The organism is Pseudanabaena sp. FACHB-1998 (assembly GCF_014696355.1).
Taxonomy (GTDB): domain Bacteria; phylum Cyanobacteriota; class Cyanobacteriia; order Pseudanabaenales; family Pseudanabaenaceae; genus Pseudanabaena.
The window spans coordinates 68,931-89,278 of record NZ_JACJQA010000015.1; the positions used below are offsets into that span (position 1 = coordinate 68,931).

6 protein-coding genes are annotated in these 20,348 nt (G+C 42.3%); 5 read left to right on the plus strand and 1 reads right to left on the minus strand.

The window, feature by feature from the left end:
- Nucleotides 1–173: 173 nt before the first annotated feature.
- Nucleotides 174–12,608, minus strand: coding sequence for a CHAT domain-containing protein (locus tag H6F42_RS06435; protein WP_190398531.1), 12,435 nt, complete (start codon nucleotides 12,606–12,608; stop codon nucleotides 174–176).
- Between the two features lie 347 nt (nucleotides 12,609–12,955).
- Between H6F42_RS06435 and H6F42_RS06440 the strand changes: the two genes are divergently transcribed.
- From H6F42_RS06440 to H6F42_RS06460, 5 genes are all read left to right on the plus strand, one after another.
- Complete coding sequence (locus H6F42_RS06440; RefSeq protein WP_199288932.1) at nucleotides 12,956–13,975, plus strand: VWA domain-containing protein; 1,020 nt, start codon at nucleotides 12,956–12,958, stop codon at nucleotides 13,973–13,975.
- An 86-nt stretch (nucleotides 13,976–14,061) separates the two neighbouring features.
- Complete coding sequence (locus tag H6F42_RS06445) at nucleotides 14,062–16,398, plus strand: OmpA family protein (protein ID WP_190398532.1); 2,337 nt, start codon at nucleotides 14,062–14,064, stop codon at nucleotides 16,396–16,398.
- Nucleotides 16,399–16,565: 167 nt separating this feature from the next.
- The gene (locus H6F42_RS06450) at nucleotides 16,566–16,880 is read left to right on the plus strand and encodes a DUF6679 family protein (protein ID WP_190398533.1); all 315 of its coding nucleotides are present in this window, start codon (nucleotides 16,566–16,568) and stop codon (nucleotides 16,878–16,880) included.
- 418 nt (nucleotides 16,881–17,298) lie between these two features.
- Entirely contained in the window at nucleotides 17,299–19,158 is a 1,860-nt protein-coding gene (locus tag H6F42_RS06455; protein ID WP_190398534.1) for an NFACT RNA binding domain-containing protein, read from the plus strand.
- 154 nt (nucleotides 19,159–19,312) lie between these two features.
- On the plus strand, nucleotides 19,313–20,203 hold the full coding sequence (locus H6F42_RS06460; protein ID WP_190398535.1) for a class II fructose-bisphosphate aldolase: 891 nt from the start codon (nucleotides 19,313–19,315) through the stop codon (nucleotides 20,201–20,203).
- Nucleotides 20,204–20,348 lie beyond the last annotated feature (145 nt).

The following is a 20,348-nucleotide window of genomic DNA, read 5'->3' on the forward strand; positions in this document are numbered from 1 at the left end:
CTTGCATAAGGACAAATTAAAACCCAAGAAGCGAGAGGCGGCGCAAAGCGCCGCCTCTCGCTTCTTGGGTTTTGTGTTCTCACAAGACTAGCTATAGCTAACTTCTAGTACTTCGCAATTCTTTTGGGCTAAAACCCAATAAGAGAAAAGCGCCGCCCTTCTCTTATTGGGTTTTATAGCCAATTGCCAATGAGGATAAAGGAAGACCAGAAGTAGGGATGTTTAATATCAACTTCACCAGCAAAAACTTGAGAAAGAGGAACCGTGGGTAACTTAGGAAGCCCAAAGATTTTGCCATCCTTGATTGTGACCTTGCCTTGTAGGATCTCAATTTGAGAACGCTGAAGGGCGATCGCCTTAGTAATGTTTTCAGGGAAACTATTATAAAACTGAATCATCAAAGGCGCAGTACCCGTATCCGACACCTCCCAGAGCGAAGCTAACACACTCTTGGCTCCTGAACTCACGGACAAACCACCCAAGCCGAGATTCTGCCCGACCGCAGTTTGGCAAGCACTGAGAGTAAGCATCTCAATCAAGGGACTATCAAAGCGCAAACTCGGAATACGGTCTATGGATAGACGCTCGTTCCAGAATTGGATAAAAGCACCTTGAGCTTCGTTACTCAAAAACTTGGCATGGGTGGCAAGGTGTAAAACCGCAAAATTACCCTGTCTTCTTTTTGATTGGAGATTTTCAATAGTAAAATCTTTATCTAAATAACTATCGCCACCTAATACTTGAGAACTGATCGTACTAACCTCAACCTTCACGGAAGGCAAAGCCGAAAAACCTTGCACCGACTCAGTTAAGCCCATTGCTAGTACATTGTTAAGGCGGCGATCGCGTGTTTCTAGACGAGTAACCCGTAAATAGGGAAGATTTGCCAGAGCATATTTCTCAATTAAGAACTGCTTGCCATCATGGAGAGCCGCAATGGGAATGACCCGCAAGCCGCCATCCATGACAAATACTAAAGTTGGCGGTAACTTCTCTTGAGGTGCTTCGGCATTACTGGGAACAAGTTTATCGCTAATATTCGGTTTAGCATTTTGCTTAGGATTAAGTTGGGTATCAGGTTTCGCATTGCTATTGATGGTTGCCAAGCGATCACTATAGGGACGAACTAACCAGTCATAGAGTTTTTGGGATTGCTCGAGATAGTCTTGGGAAGCGACATCGCGGATATTATTCGCAAAATCTTGAATTACTGGACTAATCGCGCTTTCCTTTGCCGCATTTACAAACTCACGGAAGGGCTTGCCCTTGCCCTTAGGGGGGATGATGAGTAGCTCTAGGCGATCGCTTAAAATGATTGGATAGACTACCGTAGTTATACTACCAGAGCGATTAGAAATATCGTCTAGTTCCTGTTGGATCTGTTCGAGGGTTTTGACTTGGAAAGTCAAGGTTTCGCCCAAATAATTCTCAAACTCAGAGATTTTGCCTTTCTCCATCTCATTAAAAGCATCTTCAAAGCGACCCAAAGCAAGATATTCTCCAGCAGAACGCTTAGCTATGTCATTGATATCTACGGCGGGAGGTCGGCTCCCTGCAACAACTACGGGAGGAGTTGAAGTGATAATGATGGGATTAATAAATGTCCCATTACCCGTTGGCGTGGAGGTAGGAGTAGGAGAAAGAGGGATTGAGGGAGGAATAGGAGCAGAAGGAGGGATAGGAATAGAAGGTGGAATAAATATTCCTCCTCCGGGAGTAATAGAGACATTACCCTGAGTAAAGAATCCTGCACCATTGGGAATGCCTTGAAAGCTTAATATAGTAGAACCGCCTGCAATAATTGTCCCTAAAGTTCCATTAGTGGTTGCACTACCGACTAAAAATGTATTGAGGTCGAAGGGAGAAGTAATACCATGCTGAATCGAAACTGTTCCTACCCCATTGGTACAGATAGTTGCGCCAACGCAAGGATCGCCTGTTGCAAAGGTCACCACACCTGTTCCCAAGACATTGCCGCCTGTAGAGACGATATTAATGTTGCCACCACTGCCGCCTACGGTAGTATTTCCAGTTGAGTTAATGCTTGTAAATGTGACGTTACCGATCGGGTCAAGGATTACATCACCACCATTACCAAAGCTACTACTTGTATTAACTTTTCCTACATCGATTTGGGTAAGCGCATCTACGATGACTTTACCAGCAGCACCAGTAGCTGAAGTGGTCAGATTTCCTGTGACAGAAACTGCTCCTGTTCGGCTAGTAAGTGAAATTAGTCCGCCATTGGAGATATTTGAACTTGTATTGATGTCACCGAAAACAGCGATCGCATCTCTAGCTAAAAGGGTCGAACTACCCGAAATATTGCCAGTAGCTTCTATCCCTCCTGTAGTAATCGTCCCTAATGGACTACCAAGAGATATATTGCCGCCATCTCCTATTTGAGAACTAGTACCGATCGCTCCCGATCGCGTATCAATAGAGCCTGTAGTACTGGTCAATGTAATCGCGCCACCATTACCGCTAAATCTACCAAATACCCCTGAAATCAAGCTATAGATTGATGGTGCGCCTGCAAGGGAGGCAACTCCTGTGGAGGTTATGTTGCCATTGGCTTGAATGTTAATTGCGCCACCATTGCCATCGCCATTAGCTCGCCGCGCACTAATTCCTGTGAATGCGATCGCGCCTGTGTCACTGGTTAGGGATACCGATCCTGCATTACCAAGTGTGCTTGAGAGGTTGGGTGTATTGAGCGTCCCTGCTAAAATATTACCTGCTGACTTAATGATGAGAGCGCCGCCACTGCCAGTTTGGGATGCATCGATTCCAGTTTGAATAAATCCTGCACTTAAATCGACATTACCGCCACTGCTAATAGTAATGTTAGAGCCATCGCCTTGGGCAAAGATAGACCTTGTGACAATATCCTGTGGAGCCTTAAGCGTAATATTAGTGTTACTGCCAGAGCTAGCTAGATCGTTGAGGCTGGTATTAATACCAGCATTCTGACTCTCAATTGTGATATTGCCATTGCTTCCAGTTGCAAATACACCGCTTGTGGTGATGTTGCCTCTCGCCAGTAAATTAATAGTGCCGCCAGTGCCAGTGCTGATGATTGACAGAGGATCGGTTGATGTTGTTAAGTCGCCTGCGGTGGTATTGATCGCTCCCGATTTACTTTCTAAGTTAATCGAACCTCCATTTAAGGCTCTGGAAAATACGCCTGATGTGGTGATGTTGTTTCTAGCTGTGAAAGTAATTGCGCCGCCACCTGCATCGATATCTCCAGCACTAGTATTAATTGCACCATTGCTGCTAGTAAAGGTGATTGAGTTTGGTGTGCCAGTGCCACCTGTATTGATGAAAGTAGCTACTGCGGGATTTGGTGTTGTACCTGCACCAGTGATGATATCTCCTGCGGCTTTGAAGTTAACGCTACCCGCAGTGCCATTACTAGTTGCGGTATTTATCTGTCCAGAACTAACATTGATCGAACCGTTAGTGCTAGTTAGAGAGACATTACCGCCATTGCCATTACTGAAGTTTGCCACAACAATTGCATAGTCTTGACCATCAATATTCGTACTGCTTGTGCTGGTGATATTGCCAACGGCTTGTAAATTAATATCTCCTGCTTTCCCTAATCCAGTTTGGCGAATGCGCGAATTGATCGAACCAAATTGAATAGCACCACCAGCATTTAAGCTAATATTTCCTGCGTTCCCTGTTGTTGTTTGTGCTTGTAGGTCATCAACGGTAATATTCCTAGGCGCAGTGAAGGTAATATTTCCCGAATTACCATTAGTAGAAGTTGCTTCAATAAAACCAGGATCAGCAGGATTAGAAGCAAGGATACTGCCATTTGTACTGGTGACAGAAATACTGCCTGCATTTCCAGATCTTGAACCTGTTTGAATTACCGAGATAATATTGATGTCTCCTCGCGCTTGAACTGAGACATTACCCGCCGTATCTGTTGTTGTAAGCGTGTATAAACCATCAAATGTTACATTACCATTGGGAGCTTGAATATTAATGGAACCAGAAGAATCATTGCCATTTGCAAAAATGCTAGAATAACTAGAGCTTATAGCTGTACCTCCACCATAGGCATCAATGGAACCTGTATTACTAATGATTGAGATATTACCGTTGTTAGTGCCAACTACTGCTGTTATTGTTCCTAGCGGAGCATTAGGTGGTTTTCTAACTAGAAAAGAAAAATTTCCTTGAGATTGAATGGTTATATCTCCAGCCTTACCATTGCTGCTGAATGTTGTAACTTCTCCAACTGCAATATTACCATTACTACTGCTAACAGAAATTTGACCTCCACTATTTACAGCACTTGAGGAAAGATCATAAGCCTGTATATCACCATTGGTACTGGCGATAAAAATTGAGCCAGAATTACCTGTAGAAGTTGAATCGGCTGTTGCTTTGTCTATTTGAATCCCATTTGCAGCTTGGATAGTAATATCACCCGCTTTGTCATTGGCAGACTGGGTGACAATGCTATTAACACTAACGCTACCCTTACTAGCAGTAACGATAACATTGCCAGAGGCAGCACTGGTGGATGTAGTAGTTAGATTACCTGTGATGACATTGGCATTGGTGCTAGTGACGATAATATCTTTACCCGTATTAGTCACATCGTTAATATTGACATTCTGACTAGCGATAAATGAGATGGTGTCGCTGCCATTGGCACTCACAGGAGCCGAGGCGATGATACTTCCCTGAGAGATGAGTCCAGTGCTGCCAAATCCATCAGCTTGAATAATGGTCTTCTGCAAGAAGGTAGGAATTGGGGAAACAATACTAATCTGTGCGCCAAAATCGCCGCCAATAATTAGGGAACCTAATCCACCCGCTTGAACATTGATTAAGTCAGTTTCTGTCAGCGTGAATGTACCTGCGACATTAGTAGTTCCACCTAGTTGAATATTTACAGTGGCACTGCTAGGGGCAAGGGTGAGAGCATTGATGCCCGATACATTATTACCAAAATCAATTTCATTGGTGCTGAGTTTGAGGTCACGACCGCCACCTTTGAGAGTGGAATTAAAAGCGATCGCACCTTGAGTGAGACCCGAATCAGAAGCAGTTAGGATCGCATTTCCTGTAAGCACTACAGGACTATTGAAGATAATCGTAGTTCCGCGAATTTCTCCCGTTAACTGAACTTCGCTAGCGTTCTGCTGTTGAAATGTGGGTGCTGTAATTAAAGTGTTAGCATCGGTAAATTTCAAGATCCCTGTATTTGTAATGTCTACTTTTTCAGCAACTAAACGCTGGCTAAAGGTAACATTTCGCGCATTTCTAATTTCAAAATTGAAGGGCTGGACACTAGTTTCTCCTAAGAGAATATCGCTATTAGCGGAGTCAATGATTAAGTTACCGCCAATCAGAAGTGATGCGGTGCGGAGGTCAATCGTACTACCCGCGATCGCGCCTCCTGCCAAGATATTTAAACCAGCATTAGGTAAAGTGCTACCACTCTCAAGGGTGATATTGCCACCTTGCCCTGTGATGCTATTAGCTTGAATACTCGTCAGCCCATTAATGCCACGACTCAGAGCCGTTTTAACAGTAATATCTCCTGCTTTGCCATTTTGGGTATTGCTGTTAATTTGTTTAATCGCAATATCGCCACCAGCAGTGAGGGTAACATTTCCAGAACCTGTGCTAGATCCCTGAGATATAGCAAAGACGCTATTTCCTGTAATGTTGCCAGTGGTAGCCGTAATGGTGACATTACCGCCAGTACCACTACTGCCATCGGTTTTAATATCACGGAATAGAACACTATTAGCGGCTTGGAAGGTGACGTTGCCTGCATTACGAGCCGAAGTAAAGACATCTAGTAATCCTGAACCTGTAATATTGCCATTTTGACTAATGACGGTAATGGCTTTGGAGTCGTTGCCGCCTAAAACTCTGCCATCAAGAATAATTGCACCATTAGCAAAGATATCCCGTGCGGCGGTGAGAGAGATTAAGCCTGATGTGCCTGATGTGCTAGATGTGTCTAAGTTGCCATTGAGAAAGAGAGCGCCGCCACTATTGAGAATGATATCTCCTGAATTTGTGGTTAATAAGTTGGATTGAATCTTGTTAACAGTAATATTTCCTGTGGTGGTAAATGAGATACTATTTGCAGCGATCGCTTGATTCGCCAAAATACTACCTGCGTTAACTGTTAGAGAGACAATTGGAATAGTTTGTCCAATTGAGCCAAGTGTTACAGCCCCTGTATCAGTCTTAATAACTAAATTCTGTCTATTATCAATGATTGCATTTTGAAGGTCTATTGCTCCACTGGTTGAGGTTAGAAATATCTCTCCACCATTGCCATTTATATTCGATGAGATATTACCAGTTTTGATATTTCCTAAGGTATTGGTTAAAGTTATACGTCCTCCAAATCCAAAATCACCTGAAGAGACGCTGCCAGTAGTGATATTACCAACAGCTTGATAAGTGATGTTGCCACCACTGCCGTTACTATTCGATTTACTTAACAAAGAGCCTAAAGAAGTATCAATCGCTCCGTTAGAAGAAATTAAAGATATCAATCCACCATCATTATTCGCCGCAGCCGAAGAGATACTAGCAGTGGTGATATTACCTAATGCTTGGAGTTGAATAGCACCACCATTACCATTAGCGCCAAGACGAGAAGAATCAAGAGTTCCTGCTAAAGTATTAATTAATCCTGCATTACTGGTAAGAGTAATTGGATTTCCCGATGTTGTAATGTTGCTTGTAAAGATATTTTGATTAGCTAGGAATTTTACACCCGCACCAGTAACTGAACCTAAAAGCGTATCAATAGAACCGTTTGTAGCATTTAGAGATACAGCTTCATTGATATTGATAATATTTAAATTGGATAGAATATTACCAGTTTTGATATTACCTGTGGTGGTAGTTAAGGATATGCTTCCTCCAAATCCAAAATCACCTGAAGAGACGCTGCCAGTAGTGATATTCCCAACAGCTTGATAAATGATGTTGCCACCATTGCCATTATTAGTCGTTTTACTTAGCAAAGAGCCTAAAGAAGTATCGATCGCACCAGAAGAAATTAAGGATATCAATCCACCATCAGATCCCCCCGCAACTGAAGAGATACTAGCAGTGGTGATATTTCCTAATGCTTGGAGTTTAACCGCACCACCATTACCATTAAAACCAACACCAGAAGAATTAAGAGTTCCTGCTGAAGTATTAATTAATCCTGCATTACTGGTAAGCGTAATCGGATTCCCTCCTGTTGTAATATTGCCTACAACGATATTTTGATTGGCTAAAAATGTTGCACCCGTGGTAGTAATTGAACCTAGAAGCGTATCAATAGAACCATTTGTTGCAGTTAAAGTTAATGCCCCATTACCATTGAGATTGTTTAAATTGGATAGAATGCTACCAGTTTTAATATTACCTGTGGTGGTAGTTAAGGATATACTTCCTCCAAATCCAAAATCACCTGAAGAGACGCTGCCAGTAGTGATATTACCAACAGCTTGATAAGTGATGTTGCCACCACTGCCGTTACTATTCGATTTACTTAACAAAGAGCCTAAAGAAGTATCAATCGCTCCGTTAGAAGAAATTAAAGATATCAATCCACCATCATTATTCGCCGCAGCCGAAGAGATACTAGCAGTGGTGATATTACCTAATGCTTGGAGTTGAATAGCACCACCATTACCATTAGCGCCAAGACGAGAAGAATCAAGAGTTCCTGCTAAAGTATTAATTAATCCTGCATTACTGGTAAGAGTAATTGGATTTCCCGATGTTGTAATGTTGCTTGTAAAGATATTTTGATTAGCTAGGAATTTTACACCCGCACCAGTAACTGAACCTAAAAGCGTATCAATAGAACCGTTTGTAGCATTTAGAGATACAGCTTCATTGATATTGATAATATTTAAATTGGATAGAATATTACCAGTTTTGATATTACCTGTGGTGGTAGTTAAGGATATGCTTCCTCCAAATCCAAAATCACCTGAAGAGACGCTGCCAGTAGTGATATTCCCAACAGCTTGATAAATGATGTTGCCACCATTGCCATTATTAGTCGTTTTACTTAGCAAAGAGCCTAAAGAAGTATCGATCGCACCAGAAGAAATTAAGGATATCAATCCACCATCAGATCCCCCCGCAACTGAAGAGATACTAGCAGTGGTGATATTTCCTAATGCTTGGAGTTTAACCGCACCACCATTACCATTAAAACCAACACCAGAAGAATTAAGAGTTCCTGCTGAAGTATTAATTAATCCTGCATTACTGGTAAGCGTAATCGGATTCCCTCCTGTTGTAATATTGCCTACAACGATATTTTGATTGGCTAAAAATGTTGCACCCGTGGTAGTAATTGAACCTAGAAGCGTATCAATAGAACCATTTGTTGCAGTTAAAGTTAATGCCCCATTACCATTGAGATTGTTTAAATTGGATAGAATGCTACCAGTTTTAATATTACCTGTGGTGGTAGTTAAGGATATACTTCCTCCAAATCCAAAATCACCTGAAGAGACGCTGCCAGTAGTGATATTCCCAACAGCTTGATAAATGATATTGCCACCATTACCATTGTTAGTCGATTTACTTAGCAAAGAGCCTAAAGAAGTATCAATCGCACCAGAAGAAATTAACGATATCAATCCACCATCAGATCCCCCCGCAACGGAAGAGATACTAGCAGTGGTGATATTTCCTAATGCTTGGAGTTTAACCGCACCACCATTACCATTAAAACCAACACCAGAAGAATTAAGAGTTCCTGCGGAAGTGTTAATTAATCCAGTATTACTGGTAAGGGTAATTGGATTCCCTCTTGTTGCAATATTGCCTGTAATAATGTTTTGATTAGCTAAAAATATTACTGCTCCAGCATTATTCGTAAAATTGCCATTAATTGTAATATTGCCGCCAGTGATGCTTGAGCCTCCTGTTACTGCCGTGCAAATACTAGAACCAACACAAGGAACTAGATTTCCATCATTAGGAACAGTGGAATTAATGCTAATTGTTCCATTAGTAGAAGTAATAGAAACATCACCACCTCCAGTCTTACCCAGATTGAGCAAGAAATCTGCACTAATATTATTATTAGCTGTAAGCTTAATTTTGCCACTTGCCCCCCCTGTCGAGCCAGCCCCTAATGCACCAGCACTAATTGAATCGCCCGTAATTACTAAATTTCCACCCGATCCAGTACCTAAAATGCTACCAGTACCGACATTGAGTAAAGTAACTGCACCTTTAGCGGAGATAGTAGTATCATTACCATTGCTATTACCAACCACCACACCAGAAGTTACATTCCCCGCATTAATCGTTCCATTCCCACTGGTAATACTAATTTTCCCAGTACTGCCCGTTGCCGTTGATTCCGAAATACCCGAATCAGCCGTTGCCAGTTGAATATTACCTGAAGCCGAGATCGTGATATTACCCGTATTTCCAGAGCTATTTAAAGCAGAAATTCCTGCAACAATATTTCCAGCCGTGATATTGCCACTAGTACTTGTAAACTGCACATTACCAGAATTACCCGTAGTTCCTAAAGCACTCGTAAAAATAAACTGTCCAGTGGAAGTAATATTATTTCCAGCAGTTACAGATAGATTTGCGGAATTCCCCACACTCGTAGATGATTGAAAGCCTTGAAAAGTGATATTACCAGCAGCATTGAGATTAATACTACGGCTAGAACCAAAATTTGATAGCCCTGCATTGATGTTGCCAAGAGTAATATTTCCATTAGTTGATTTGATAAATACATCACCACTATTACCAGTACCGCCAGTACCAACATAATTGTTAAATTGCACATTAACTGGTACATTAATATCTCCCGTTGCAGTGATATCAATTGTCCCACCGCCTGTTGTGGAGATACTATTCAACGTTATTAGCGCTGAAGACGTAGTAATACTACCAGCAGCTATCGTAATATTTCCTCCATTGGTAAATAAATTTGACGAATTGACGATGTTAAAATTACCACCCCCAGAAATATTAATATTACCGCCAGTTCCATTAGTTGCGGCTGAGCAGATAGTGTAGCCATTACAAGGCGCAAGAGTAATTCCAGAGAGACTATTAGGAACAGTTAATAGGATTTGTGTAGATCCATTAGTGGAAGTTAGAGAAATATCACCACCTTTGGTATTACCAAGGCTGAGAATGTAATTAGCCGTAATATTATTCAAAGCCTTAAGTGTCACGTTGCCACTATTTGCGAAGATTGATCCTACAGCCACATTTCCTAGCGTAATACTGTCATTATTGCTAGTGATATCTACCTTGCCAGCATTTCCAACACCTAAATTCACAGGTAGTAAATCACCAGTAGCAGATATATTTCCACCTGCGGTAAAGGTAATATTTCCTGCGTTGCCAGTAACGGTATTGCTGTTGATCGAAGTGGCGATCGCGGCATCAGTATTAATTGTCGTTCCTGCTTGAAAAGTAACATTTCCTGCTTGACTACCACCAACAGAACTACCGATCACACTAGTATTAATCCCTGTAGTTCCTAAAGCCGTAATCGAGCCGCCACTTTTGATTAATACATCTCCAGCCTTGCCCCCTAATGTACTGCGAGTAGCGATCGATCCAAGTGTGCCAATGGTGATATTTCCACCTGCATCAACGGTCACATTACCACCATTGATTACGGTTCCTCCTACAGCCTCGGCAGCTTGTAAAGCACTAGCTTGAATATTCCCTAATGCTGTTAAAGTGATAGATCCAGAATTCCCTGTAAATCCCGAATTTATACCAGTAAATAGAAGGGAAGAATCTACATTAATTGCACCAGTGACATTTACATCAATGTTGCCACTATTACCGCCTGTAGTTGAAGAAGTATTAATGCTAATGCTGCCTGTACGGCTAAGTCCAAATCCTGAAGCTGTAAAGTTTCCGCCATTGGTGGCAATGTTATTTCCCGCAAATATAACCGAACCTATACCTGTGGCGGTTGCGCCATTATTAGCCAATAAGGAGATGTTTCCGCGATTAGTTGTAATATTCTGATTGACATTGATATTATTTCCAGCCTGAGCCGTGAAACTGATATTAGCTGCCGCAACACTTACAGGCGCATTGACGTTAATATCATTGCGAGCTTGCAAAATAATATTGGAAGTAGCAGCATTCAGAACTGTATTGTCAATCGTAAAATTGTTTGTACTTAAATCATTAAAGAAAATTGCAAAAGCAGGATCGCCAGCAGTGGGGACTCCTGCCGACAATTGGATATTATCTGCTGCGCCCGTAGCAACGATTGTAATGTTAGTAGGATCGAGTAATAGAGTCCCAAAGTTTCCATTAATTGCCGAAGTATCAACATTACCGCGATAGAGCAAATTCTCTTTACCTGAGACTTCCACAAAGCCGCCATCACCGATTAAAGATCCACCCTTGCTAAGAATAGATCCTAGAAATTGCGTAGTAATATCGCCCCAAACGATCGCCTTACCGCCATTCCCATTTTGCAAAGCACTCACATCAACAACAGACTTATTATCAAAATAAGTAAACTGAGCATTAGGAACAATCCCTTTCCCTTGCAAATCACCACCAATTAAGACCGTTCCTCCATTAATCCCAGTTGCGCTAATTAGAGAATTAACAACAGCCACGCGATCGCCAAAAATTCCAACCTTGCCACCATCGGTATTAACAGAACTAACATTAATAACTCCCGAAACAACCGTAGTTCCATTTGTCACAGGAACATCATTAGAAGCAGGAGAAACCACGATCGCTAGAGAACCATCAGGCTTAACCACCACGCGATCGCCTTGCTGAGCTTTACCCGTCAATAACTCCGCCAACTTCGGCAAAGTCGTAATACTACCATTCCAATCCGACGGCACAGCATTTTTGACCACACTTAGCCCCAGCACTAGTTCAGGCGATCGCAGATCCACCACTGACCCACCAGCAACCGAAGTCAAAGCTACATTACCACTAGGCGCAGTCAAAACCCCCGAATTAACAATCGCACCCGCCGTAAACGAAATACTCTTACCAGCATCAACCGATAAATTGCCCTGATTAATAATCGCCGCAGGTTGAGAAACCGCAAATTGAATGTTTTGGGGATTACCACTAGGAAAATCCAGAGCCGCCTTATCAACACTAAATTTGCGATCGCCCGCAAAACCTAAACTTGTTCCTGTAGAAACATTAAAAGAACCACCGATATCTAACCTTGCATCCTTCCCAAAAACAACCCCATTGGGATTCATTAGAAACAAATTCGCATTAGGAAAAGCCACACGACTCTCGATAGTTCCTAATATTTGCGAAGGAGTATCACCCGTAACGCGATTGATGATGTTATTGATTTTGCTACCATCAACCGAAGAATTGCCAGTATTAAAAACTACGCCAGAATTGGGAACGTTAAACTTATCAAAACTATTGTAGAGATTACTCCCATTCACAGTACCCGCACCGACTGGAGCGATCGCATTGCCTCTGACCTCTGTTGCTGTGCTTTGATCTGGGACGATCTGAGCAAACACAGCGCTATCAAAAGCCGAGCTATTTCCCAAAATAGCTAGAGAGCAAACAAAAAGCGATCGGAAAGTTGGGCGAAGCATAACCTAACCTCTAATAAAATGCAGATACAGATAGGAATAAGGGGTCTGGGATTTCATAAGGAACCAGATTTTTGATGGCGCGGCGAAGCCGCGCCATCAAAAATTTGGTTTCTTATTTCACTGTATGTCTCTAAAGCCATATCTTCGGAATGATTCGGCTATTTTTGCATACAAATATTGGATTAAGTGGAAATTTTACATAATTGTAAAATTACTTATATTATCCTTTTCTATTGAGTTAAAAACCTTTGGCGCACGCCCAGAGTGCGCCAAAGGTTTTTGACCTTTAGCTACTTAGCGATCGCTATACGTTACTATTTGGGTGTGAAATATCAGAGAGTCCGAGTATGCAGTTAAAAAGTGTCGTTCAACCCTTTGGTGAAGTCAATGTTTATCCGCAAAACAATGGAGAAATTGACATTGTTGCAACTATTCTGATGGTTCCAGACATTGAAGGCGCAAGAGTTGGCTTAGCCTTGGATGGTTCGGCATCCATGAAAAAAATGTATGGAATTAGTGGAGTCGTCAGCAGTTTCTTTGCAAGTGCCGCCGTAACTCAAAATGTTGTTGAGCCTGTAACTAGAGTCATGGTCAAATATCTAGCTAACTTTGCGGCTACAGGCAAGGTTGACCTAATCAATTGGGCTTGTGGTGCAGCAGGCGAATTGATCGAAGACTTAGGCAGCTTTGGTGGCGAAGACATTGAGCAACTACCGATCAAAGGACCTAAAATCCCTTGGGGAACTGGCACTAAGCTGCTCCCACCTTTACAATATTTCATTAATAAGTATAAAGATGCACCAGCGATCGGGGTCAAGCAACCTGCGGGGATCTGCCTGATCATCACCGATGGCATTATTGAAGATCTCGAAGATGTCAAAGAATTTTGCTTTAAATACGCGCTAGAAATTGCCGATAACATCAAGCCATTTATCAAATTGTTGCTTATCGGTGTCGGTAAAGAAATCGATGAGAAGCAATTAGAAGAACTAGACAATATGTTTGAAGGCAGTTTTGTTAAAGATGCCGCAGGGAGAGAGATCGATCTTTGGGATTATCAAGTTGCCGACGACATCCAGATTTTGGAACAGATTTTTAAGGAATTCGTCTCAGCAGAAACAATTGTTACCCATTATGGGCGGATTCTCAATCAAGTAGGAACCGTTTGCGAAGAGTACAATTTCGGTGTACCTGCTCTCATGCGATTTAAACTGCCTGTGGGTTCAACGGCTTTCACGCTTGAGTTTTCGGGCGGAAATGTCACACAGGATATTACCGAAGCCTTACCCAATCAAGCCGAAGTTCCATTGATTAATCCATCGGATCATCAATCAGAACAGTGGAAAGATGTTGTTGATTTTGTATAGTTCTAAAAAATCGGCATCATCAAGAGAAAGTGCTGCTTAGCAGCACTTTCTCTTGATGATTGATGATATATTCATGAGAAAAAGCCATGCTCCAAGACGGTAAATCTGAGACTAATTTAGACCAAGACTTTTTAGAACAAAATCTGACAAAAGAGATTGCATCTAAAGGTTGTCAGATGCCAGCTAATTTGGTGGCAGCCGAGTTTGGCGAAGTAAATGTGCTGCATGACGACACAGCCTGTCAGGTGAGCTTGACGATCGCGATGGAACCACAGGGGCGATTTGCGGAGGGATGGCGAACGGGCTTAGCCCTAGATGCGAGTGCTTCTATGAAGCGAGCCTATGGACGTAAAGTGGAAGCAAGGGTCGATCCTGAACTACTGACCGATTATATTAAGCAGGGAAAGTTACGCTCTTATATGGAAGATGGGGAGCCAATCCGAAAGATCGAGCGGGAGGCTTTTGCGGAAATCCAAGAACGGGGTTATGAGGTTAACTACACCGAAAATATTTTGCAGCCCTTGGTGCAGGATTTCACGGCTTATCTAGCAGGTAGCTTGGATGGCATCGGCAAAACTTCGCTAATTTATTGGGGCTGTGGTAAGGGAGATGAAATTCAAGTTTTAGGAGAATTTGATGCGGCGAATTGCCAAAATCTGGCGATCGCTGGCCCCTCGACATTTCAATTAGGCAAAACTACAAAGCTCTTACCCGCGATCGCCTACTTTGTCGAACAATATCGCCAAGCGGAACGGGGAATGTATATCTTCTTGACCGATGGCAGAATTGATGATTTGGAAAAGGTTAAGCAATATACAAAGGACTTAGCTCTAGAGATTGCGGCGGGTAAAAGAAACTATTTGAAATTGATTTTGATTGGCATTGGCAAGGATGTTGATCGCTATCAATTACAAGAACTCGATGATTTTGATACGGGATTAGCGATCGATCTTTGGGATTACAAAATTGCTAGTGAAATGGGTAATCTCACCCAAATTTTTGCAGAAGTAGTCAATGACAATCAAATTGTTGCCGCGAGTGGCACAATTTACGATGATGCAGGTAATTTGGTTAAAACCTACCGCAATGGGTTACCTGCCAAAATTGACTTTGCGATGAAAGCTGATGCCCAGTGGTTTGAGCTAGAAGTTGACAACCAGCGGATTCGGCAACCCGTGAGATTAGATGGCACATTAGCGATCGCGCCTTTGCCTAAAAAAAATTTATTTGCCTTTGAGATTCAAGCCAAAGAAAGCCGTAATGCCGAGCTATTGACTAATCTGCGAAAGCAATCGGGAACAGAGGTGGAAGCCACCGAATTACCACCCGCTTATTCGTGGAAGTGGTTAGCGGCTTTATTTGTGGGAGCGGCTTTTATGGGAACGATGATCGCCTTTGCGGTGTTAATTCAGCGATCGGATAATAATCGCCTATTAAATCCATTAACCACGAATAAAGAAAAAGACAGTGAAGTTAAGCCCATAGATAATTCAAATAATCTAATTAACTCAGGTAATCCAACTAATTCTCGATTAGCACCTAATTCCCAAAGCAATAGTACTAACGTTAATACTGATAACCCTAATAACTCTCAAAATAACAGCAATAAATCCATTGATAAAAACAATGTTGACAAAGACAATAATATTAAAACTAATATTACTGCCAATAAATCAACTAGCAATATTGTTAAGTCATCTAATAATTTGTCTGGCAATATAGATAGCAAGTCTAATCAAGTAGGCAATGAGCGCCCTAATTCAATTTCTAGTGAGCCAAAAGAAACGCCTAATTTTCCTCTTATCATCTCTCAAAAAGATGCTGTTAACAAACAATCAGATCCTAAAATCAATAATGTGGTAAATCCAATTAGCGATCGCCTTGAAAATATTTCTCTCAATAATTTATTTGAGATTTCCGCCAAAGTAAATATTAAAATTAATCCTAATACTATTAGCAGTAATGTTGGCGTTAGTGTTGTTAAAAGTAACTCTACTAATAGCCTTAACTCCAATAGCCTCCCTAAACAAACAGTTGATAGTAGTGACAAGATTAAGACTTCTATTTTGCCGATCGCTAATCCTGACCTAGAAGTCACGATCTTTTTTCCCTCCGATGACGCGCAACTGATACCTACGGAGGAAAGCAAAATTGATAGTTTCTGGACAAAAATTCAAGGGCGACGCGGGCTTATTCAAGTCAGTGGTCATACGGACAAGACAGGGGACTATGACTACAATCTCGATCTATCGCAAGCAAGAGCGAATGAGGTGGTCAGATTTTTACGCGATCGCGGTTTAGATAGTAATTATAAGGTGGTTTTTGAGGCTCTGTCTTGGTTACAGCCATTACGCAAAAATAATAATGTTACCGATAACGCCTTTAATCGCCGTGTTGTCCTCCAATTTAAAGAGCAACGCTAGGGGTTGCTAGAGAATAATTAGAAATACGGCTTAGCCGCATTTCTAATTATTCTCTAGGAAGGGAGTAAAAGCTGGTGTAGTCGTTTACAATAGTAAGGGTTAGTTTTTATTACCTTTTGAGGTATGCTCTAACCTTAAAAATTATGTAACCCTGAGGACATAAGCGAATGCTACATCGCAAAATATATCAACTTTGTGAAGCCAAGAGCGATGTTTGGATTTACCTGAGGGATCAGGGACGTTGGCTAGAAAGAGCCAAAATACTAGATATTGAAGGAGACGTAGTAACAATTCGTTACGAGACGGAGGACGAAGAAGAAGTTTGCTCTTGGGAAGAAATGGTCAGATTGGAAAGTATTGGCGCGGTAACGCAGAGACTATCATCGTTCACCAAAACAGGAATGTCATCTAGTGACCTGTTGGTATCCGATGATTGTCCCGAAGCGGAGCAAATTCGACCACGCCTTGATCCTGATAAATAACAAAAGGGGCGCTTAGCGCCCCTTTTGTTTATTAATATAGAGTGGGCGCATTGCGCCCACTCTGTGTTTTGAGACTAATTTACGAAGGTGTGACTACACTTTTGTATAGTTGAGGTCACTTGTTTTAGGACAAATCAAAACCTAAGAAGCGAGTGAGGGCGCGAAGCTCCGCAACTCGTCTTCTGGTTTTGTGTCCTAACAAGAATGGCAACAGCTATAAATAAAAAACTGAACCTAGTAATACCAATTTATGAAAGTGTGCCAACACTTTTGTGAATTAAAAACCAAATCCAGTAAGGTTTTTTAAATTAAGAAATAACGTAGCTATTTCTTAATTTGGTATAAGGTTTTTGCAAAGTAAAAAGGGCTATGCCATTTTTACTTTTGGTATGAGAAGAACAAGACGAGATTTAGACTAATGCAACCTGCGGATCTGACAACACTTGTGGCGTTAACCCATGAGCTAAATACAGCTTGTGTGCCTGCGAGGTTAGAGCAGGTACATCAAAGTGATCGCCACACCATCCATTTACAATTAAGAACTTTAGATAAAAAGCAATGGTTGTTATTATCGTGGCATCCACAGGCGGCGAGGTTACATCTCAGTGCGCCGCCACCCAAGCAGCCCGATACCTTCACCTTTAGCCAACAAATTTTGCATCAAGTAGCAGGCTATGCTCTTGTTTCGGTGCAATTAACTAGCCCTTGGGAGCGTGTAGTGGATTTGCAATTTGCCAAACGTCCCGATGACGATGTGCAGTGGCATTTGTATTTGGAAGTGATGGGCAAATATAGCAATGCGATTTTAGTAAATGCAGAGGGTGAAATCGTCACCGCCGCCCACCAAGTCAGTAGCAAGCAATCGCGAGTGCGTCCCATTCAGACAGGCGATCGCTATGAATTACCACCCGCACTGCTCGAAGCAATTCCTAATCTCGATGAATCCTTTGACGCATGGCGCGATCGCTTAATTTTGATTCCCAAAGAAATTAAGCGCAACTTAGTCAGCAATTATCGCGGCGTAAGTTCTTCCCTCGTGCGATCGCTACTGGCGATCGCTGAGGTGAATAGCGATAAAAATGTTGCGGATTTGACCAGTAATGAATGGGAGTCTTTGTTTAAGGCTTGGCACATTTGGTTGAGTTGTCTTTACCAGAAGCAGTTTTTTCCTCATTTAGAAGAAAAAGGCTATACCCTCACCCCTAGCCCCTCTCCCAAGGAGGGAGAGGGGAACAAGAATAGAAATCTTACTCCCCTTCTCCCTTCATGTGAGAAGGGGCTGGGGGATGAGGGTATAGCCTTGCTATCTGTTAATGATTTTTGCGATCGCTACTATTCGCAACAAACAGGACAAATTGCTTTTCAGCAACTCCACCAGCAAATTAGCCAAGCAATTCACCATCAACTAGGGAAGTTGAATATAAAAGAAACGGAATTTCTAGGGCGTTTACAGCTATCGACAAAAGCCGATGAATTTAAAGATCAAGCTGATTTATTAATGGCGCATTTGCATCTTTGGGAAGTGGGAATGAAGAAAATATCTTTATCTGACTTCCATTCCGAAAAATTAATCACCATTCCTCTCGATCCTACTCAAAACGCTGCCCAGAATGCTCAATCCTTTTATAGAAAGCATCAAAAACAAAAGCGAGCCGCCCTCGCGATCGCGCCATTACTAGAAGCTGTCCAACAGGAAATCGCCTATCTCGAACAGGTCGCAACGGCTGTTAGTTTATTGGAACAGAATGAACTTTCGGCTTTACAGGAAATTCGTGCCGAACTCGCTCAGCAGGGCTATCTCAAGATCACGGCGGAGTATGCCCTCCGCCCTAAAAATATAAGTAAGGGAGGTAACGGCAAAGGTGGTAAAAATAAAGGTAATAAAAGTAATAGAAGTAAGCAAGAAGAGATTCCCGATTGCCATCGATTCACGACTCCCAATGGTTTTGAGGTTTGGGTAGGTCGTAATAATTATCAAAATGATTTGATTTCTTTCCGCATCGCAGGGGAATATGATCTTTGGCTCCATGCCCAAGAGATCTCTGGCAGTCATGTCCTACTGCGCCTACCTGCGGGAGCGATCGCCGATGATCAAGATCTCCAAGTTGCCGCCAATTATGCCGCCTACTACAGTCGCGCCCGTCAAAGTGATCAAGTTCCTGTGGTTTGCACGATTCCAAAATATGTCTTCAAGCCCAAGGGTGCAAAGCCGGGAATGGTCGTCTATACCCACGAAAAGATTATTTGGGGACAGCCCACAAATTTAAGACAAGAATAAACAGCGCTAAGCGCTCAAACCCCAATTGTTTAAAAAGGCTTGCGAAGCAAGCCTTTTTAAACAATTGGGGTTTGAGCAATTGCAACGCGAGAAGAAAACGGCTTAGCCGTTTTCTTCTTTGGTATGATGACTAACAATCTATTTTTTAACCATCATGTTGAGTTCGACTAGGGAACTTCTAGAAACTGCACGTCGTAATGCCTATGCGATCGGAGCATTCAATGTCTATAACTTAGAAGGCGTAAAAGCCGTAGTGAATGCTGCCGAAATCAGCCGTAGTCCTGCGATGTTGCAATTACATCCTAGCGCTCTCAAATATGGCAAACTTCCCTTAGTCAGACTCTGCATTGAATCTGCAAAATCGGCAACCGTTCCCATTTCTATCCATCTTGATCACAGCACCTCAGCGGCGGATATTCGTTTAGCACTGGATGCAGGGATTCGTTCGATTATGGCGGACGGTTCGCCCATGACCTATCCAGAGAATTTAAAATTTACGCGAGAGATGACCATGCTCTCCCATAAGTTTAAGGCAGTAGTAGAAGCGGAAATTGGCAGAATAAGCGGCACTGAAGATGGGCTGACGATCGCGGAAAAAGAAGCCAAAATGACCGACCCGATCCAAGCCTTAGAATTTGTCCATCAAACTCAGGTCGATGCCCTAGCCGTTACCATCGGCAATGTGCATGGAGAATACAAAAGCCCACCCCGTCTTGATTTTGACCGTCTCGAAAAAATCCGTAGCCTGATCGATATTCCCCTTGTGTTGCATGGTGCTTCAGGTTTGCCTGCGGAAATGATTCAGCGATCGATTCAGTTGGGAGTCTGTAAGTTTAATGTCAATACGGAAGTGCGCCAAGCCTATATGCAAGCACTCAAACTCGAAATCTGTGGGGATAGTCCTAAGGATTTATTAGAAATTGCAGGTGAAGCGATTTCCGCGATGCAGGAGGTAATCATTGACAAGCTGGATCTATTTGGTTCCATTGGCAAGGCTCATTTACACCAAACCCCCTACGCCGAAATGCTAGCGAACACAATCTAGCCTAATATAGCTGCCGCCAAGTGAAATAGGACGTAGAGTAAAGGGAGAATATAGGAGTCAAAGGCAAAATGTCAAATTCGTACAGTTATGATTTACGACAAAAAGTAATCCAGTCAATTGAATTGGATGGACTAAAGAAAATCGA

What these genes read in the sequence shown, in the direction of transcription:
- H6F42_RS06435 (WP_190398531.1), bottom strand. Translation starts at nt 12,608, where the DNA reads ATGCTTCGCCCAACTTTCCGATCGCTTTTTGTTTGCTCTCTAGCTATT.
- H6F42_RS06440 (WP_199288932.1), top strand. Translation starts at nt 12,956, where the DNA reads ATGCAGTTAAAAAGTGTCGTTCAACCCTTTGGTGAAGTCAATGTTTAT.
- H6F42_RS06445 (WP_190398532.1), top strand. Translation starts at nt 14,062, where the DNA reads ATGCTCCAAGACGGTAAATCTGAGACTAATTTAGACCAAGACTTTTTA.
- H6F42_RS06450 (WP_190398533.1), top strand. Translation starts at nt 16,566, where the DNA reads ATGCTACATCGCAAAATATATCAACTTTGTGAAGCCAAGAGCGATGTT.
- H6F42_RS06455 (WP_190398534.1), top strand. Translation starts at nt 17,299, where the DNA reads ATGCAACCTGCGGATCTGACAACACTTGTGGCGTTAACCCATGAGCTA.
- H6F42_RS06460 (WP_190398535.1), top strand. Translation starts at nt 19,313, where the DNA reads ATGTTGAGTTCGACTAGGGAACTTCTAGAAACTGCACGTCGTAATGCC.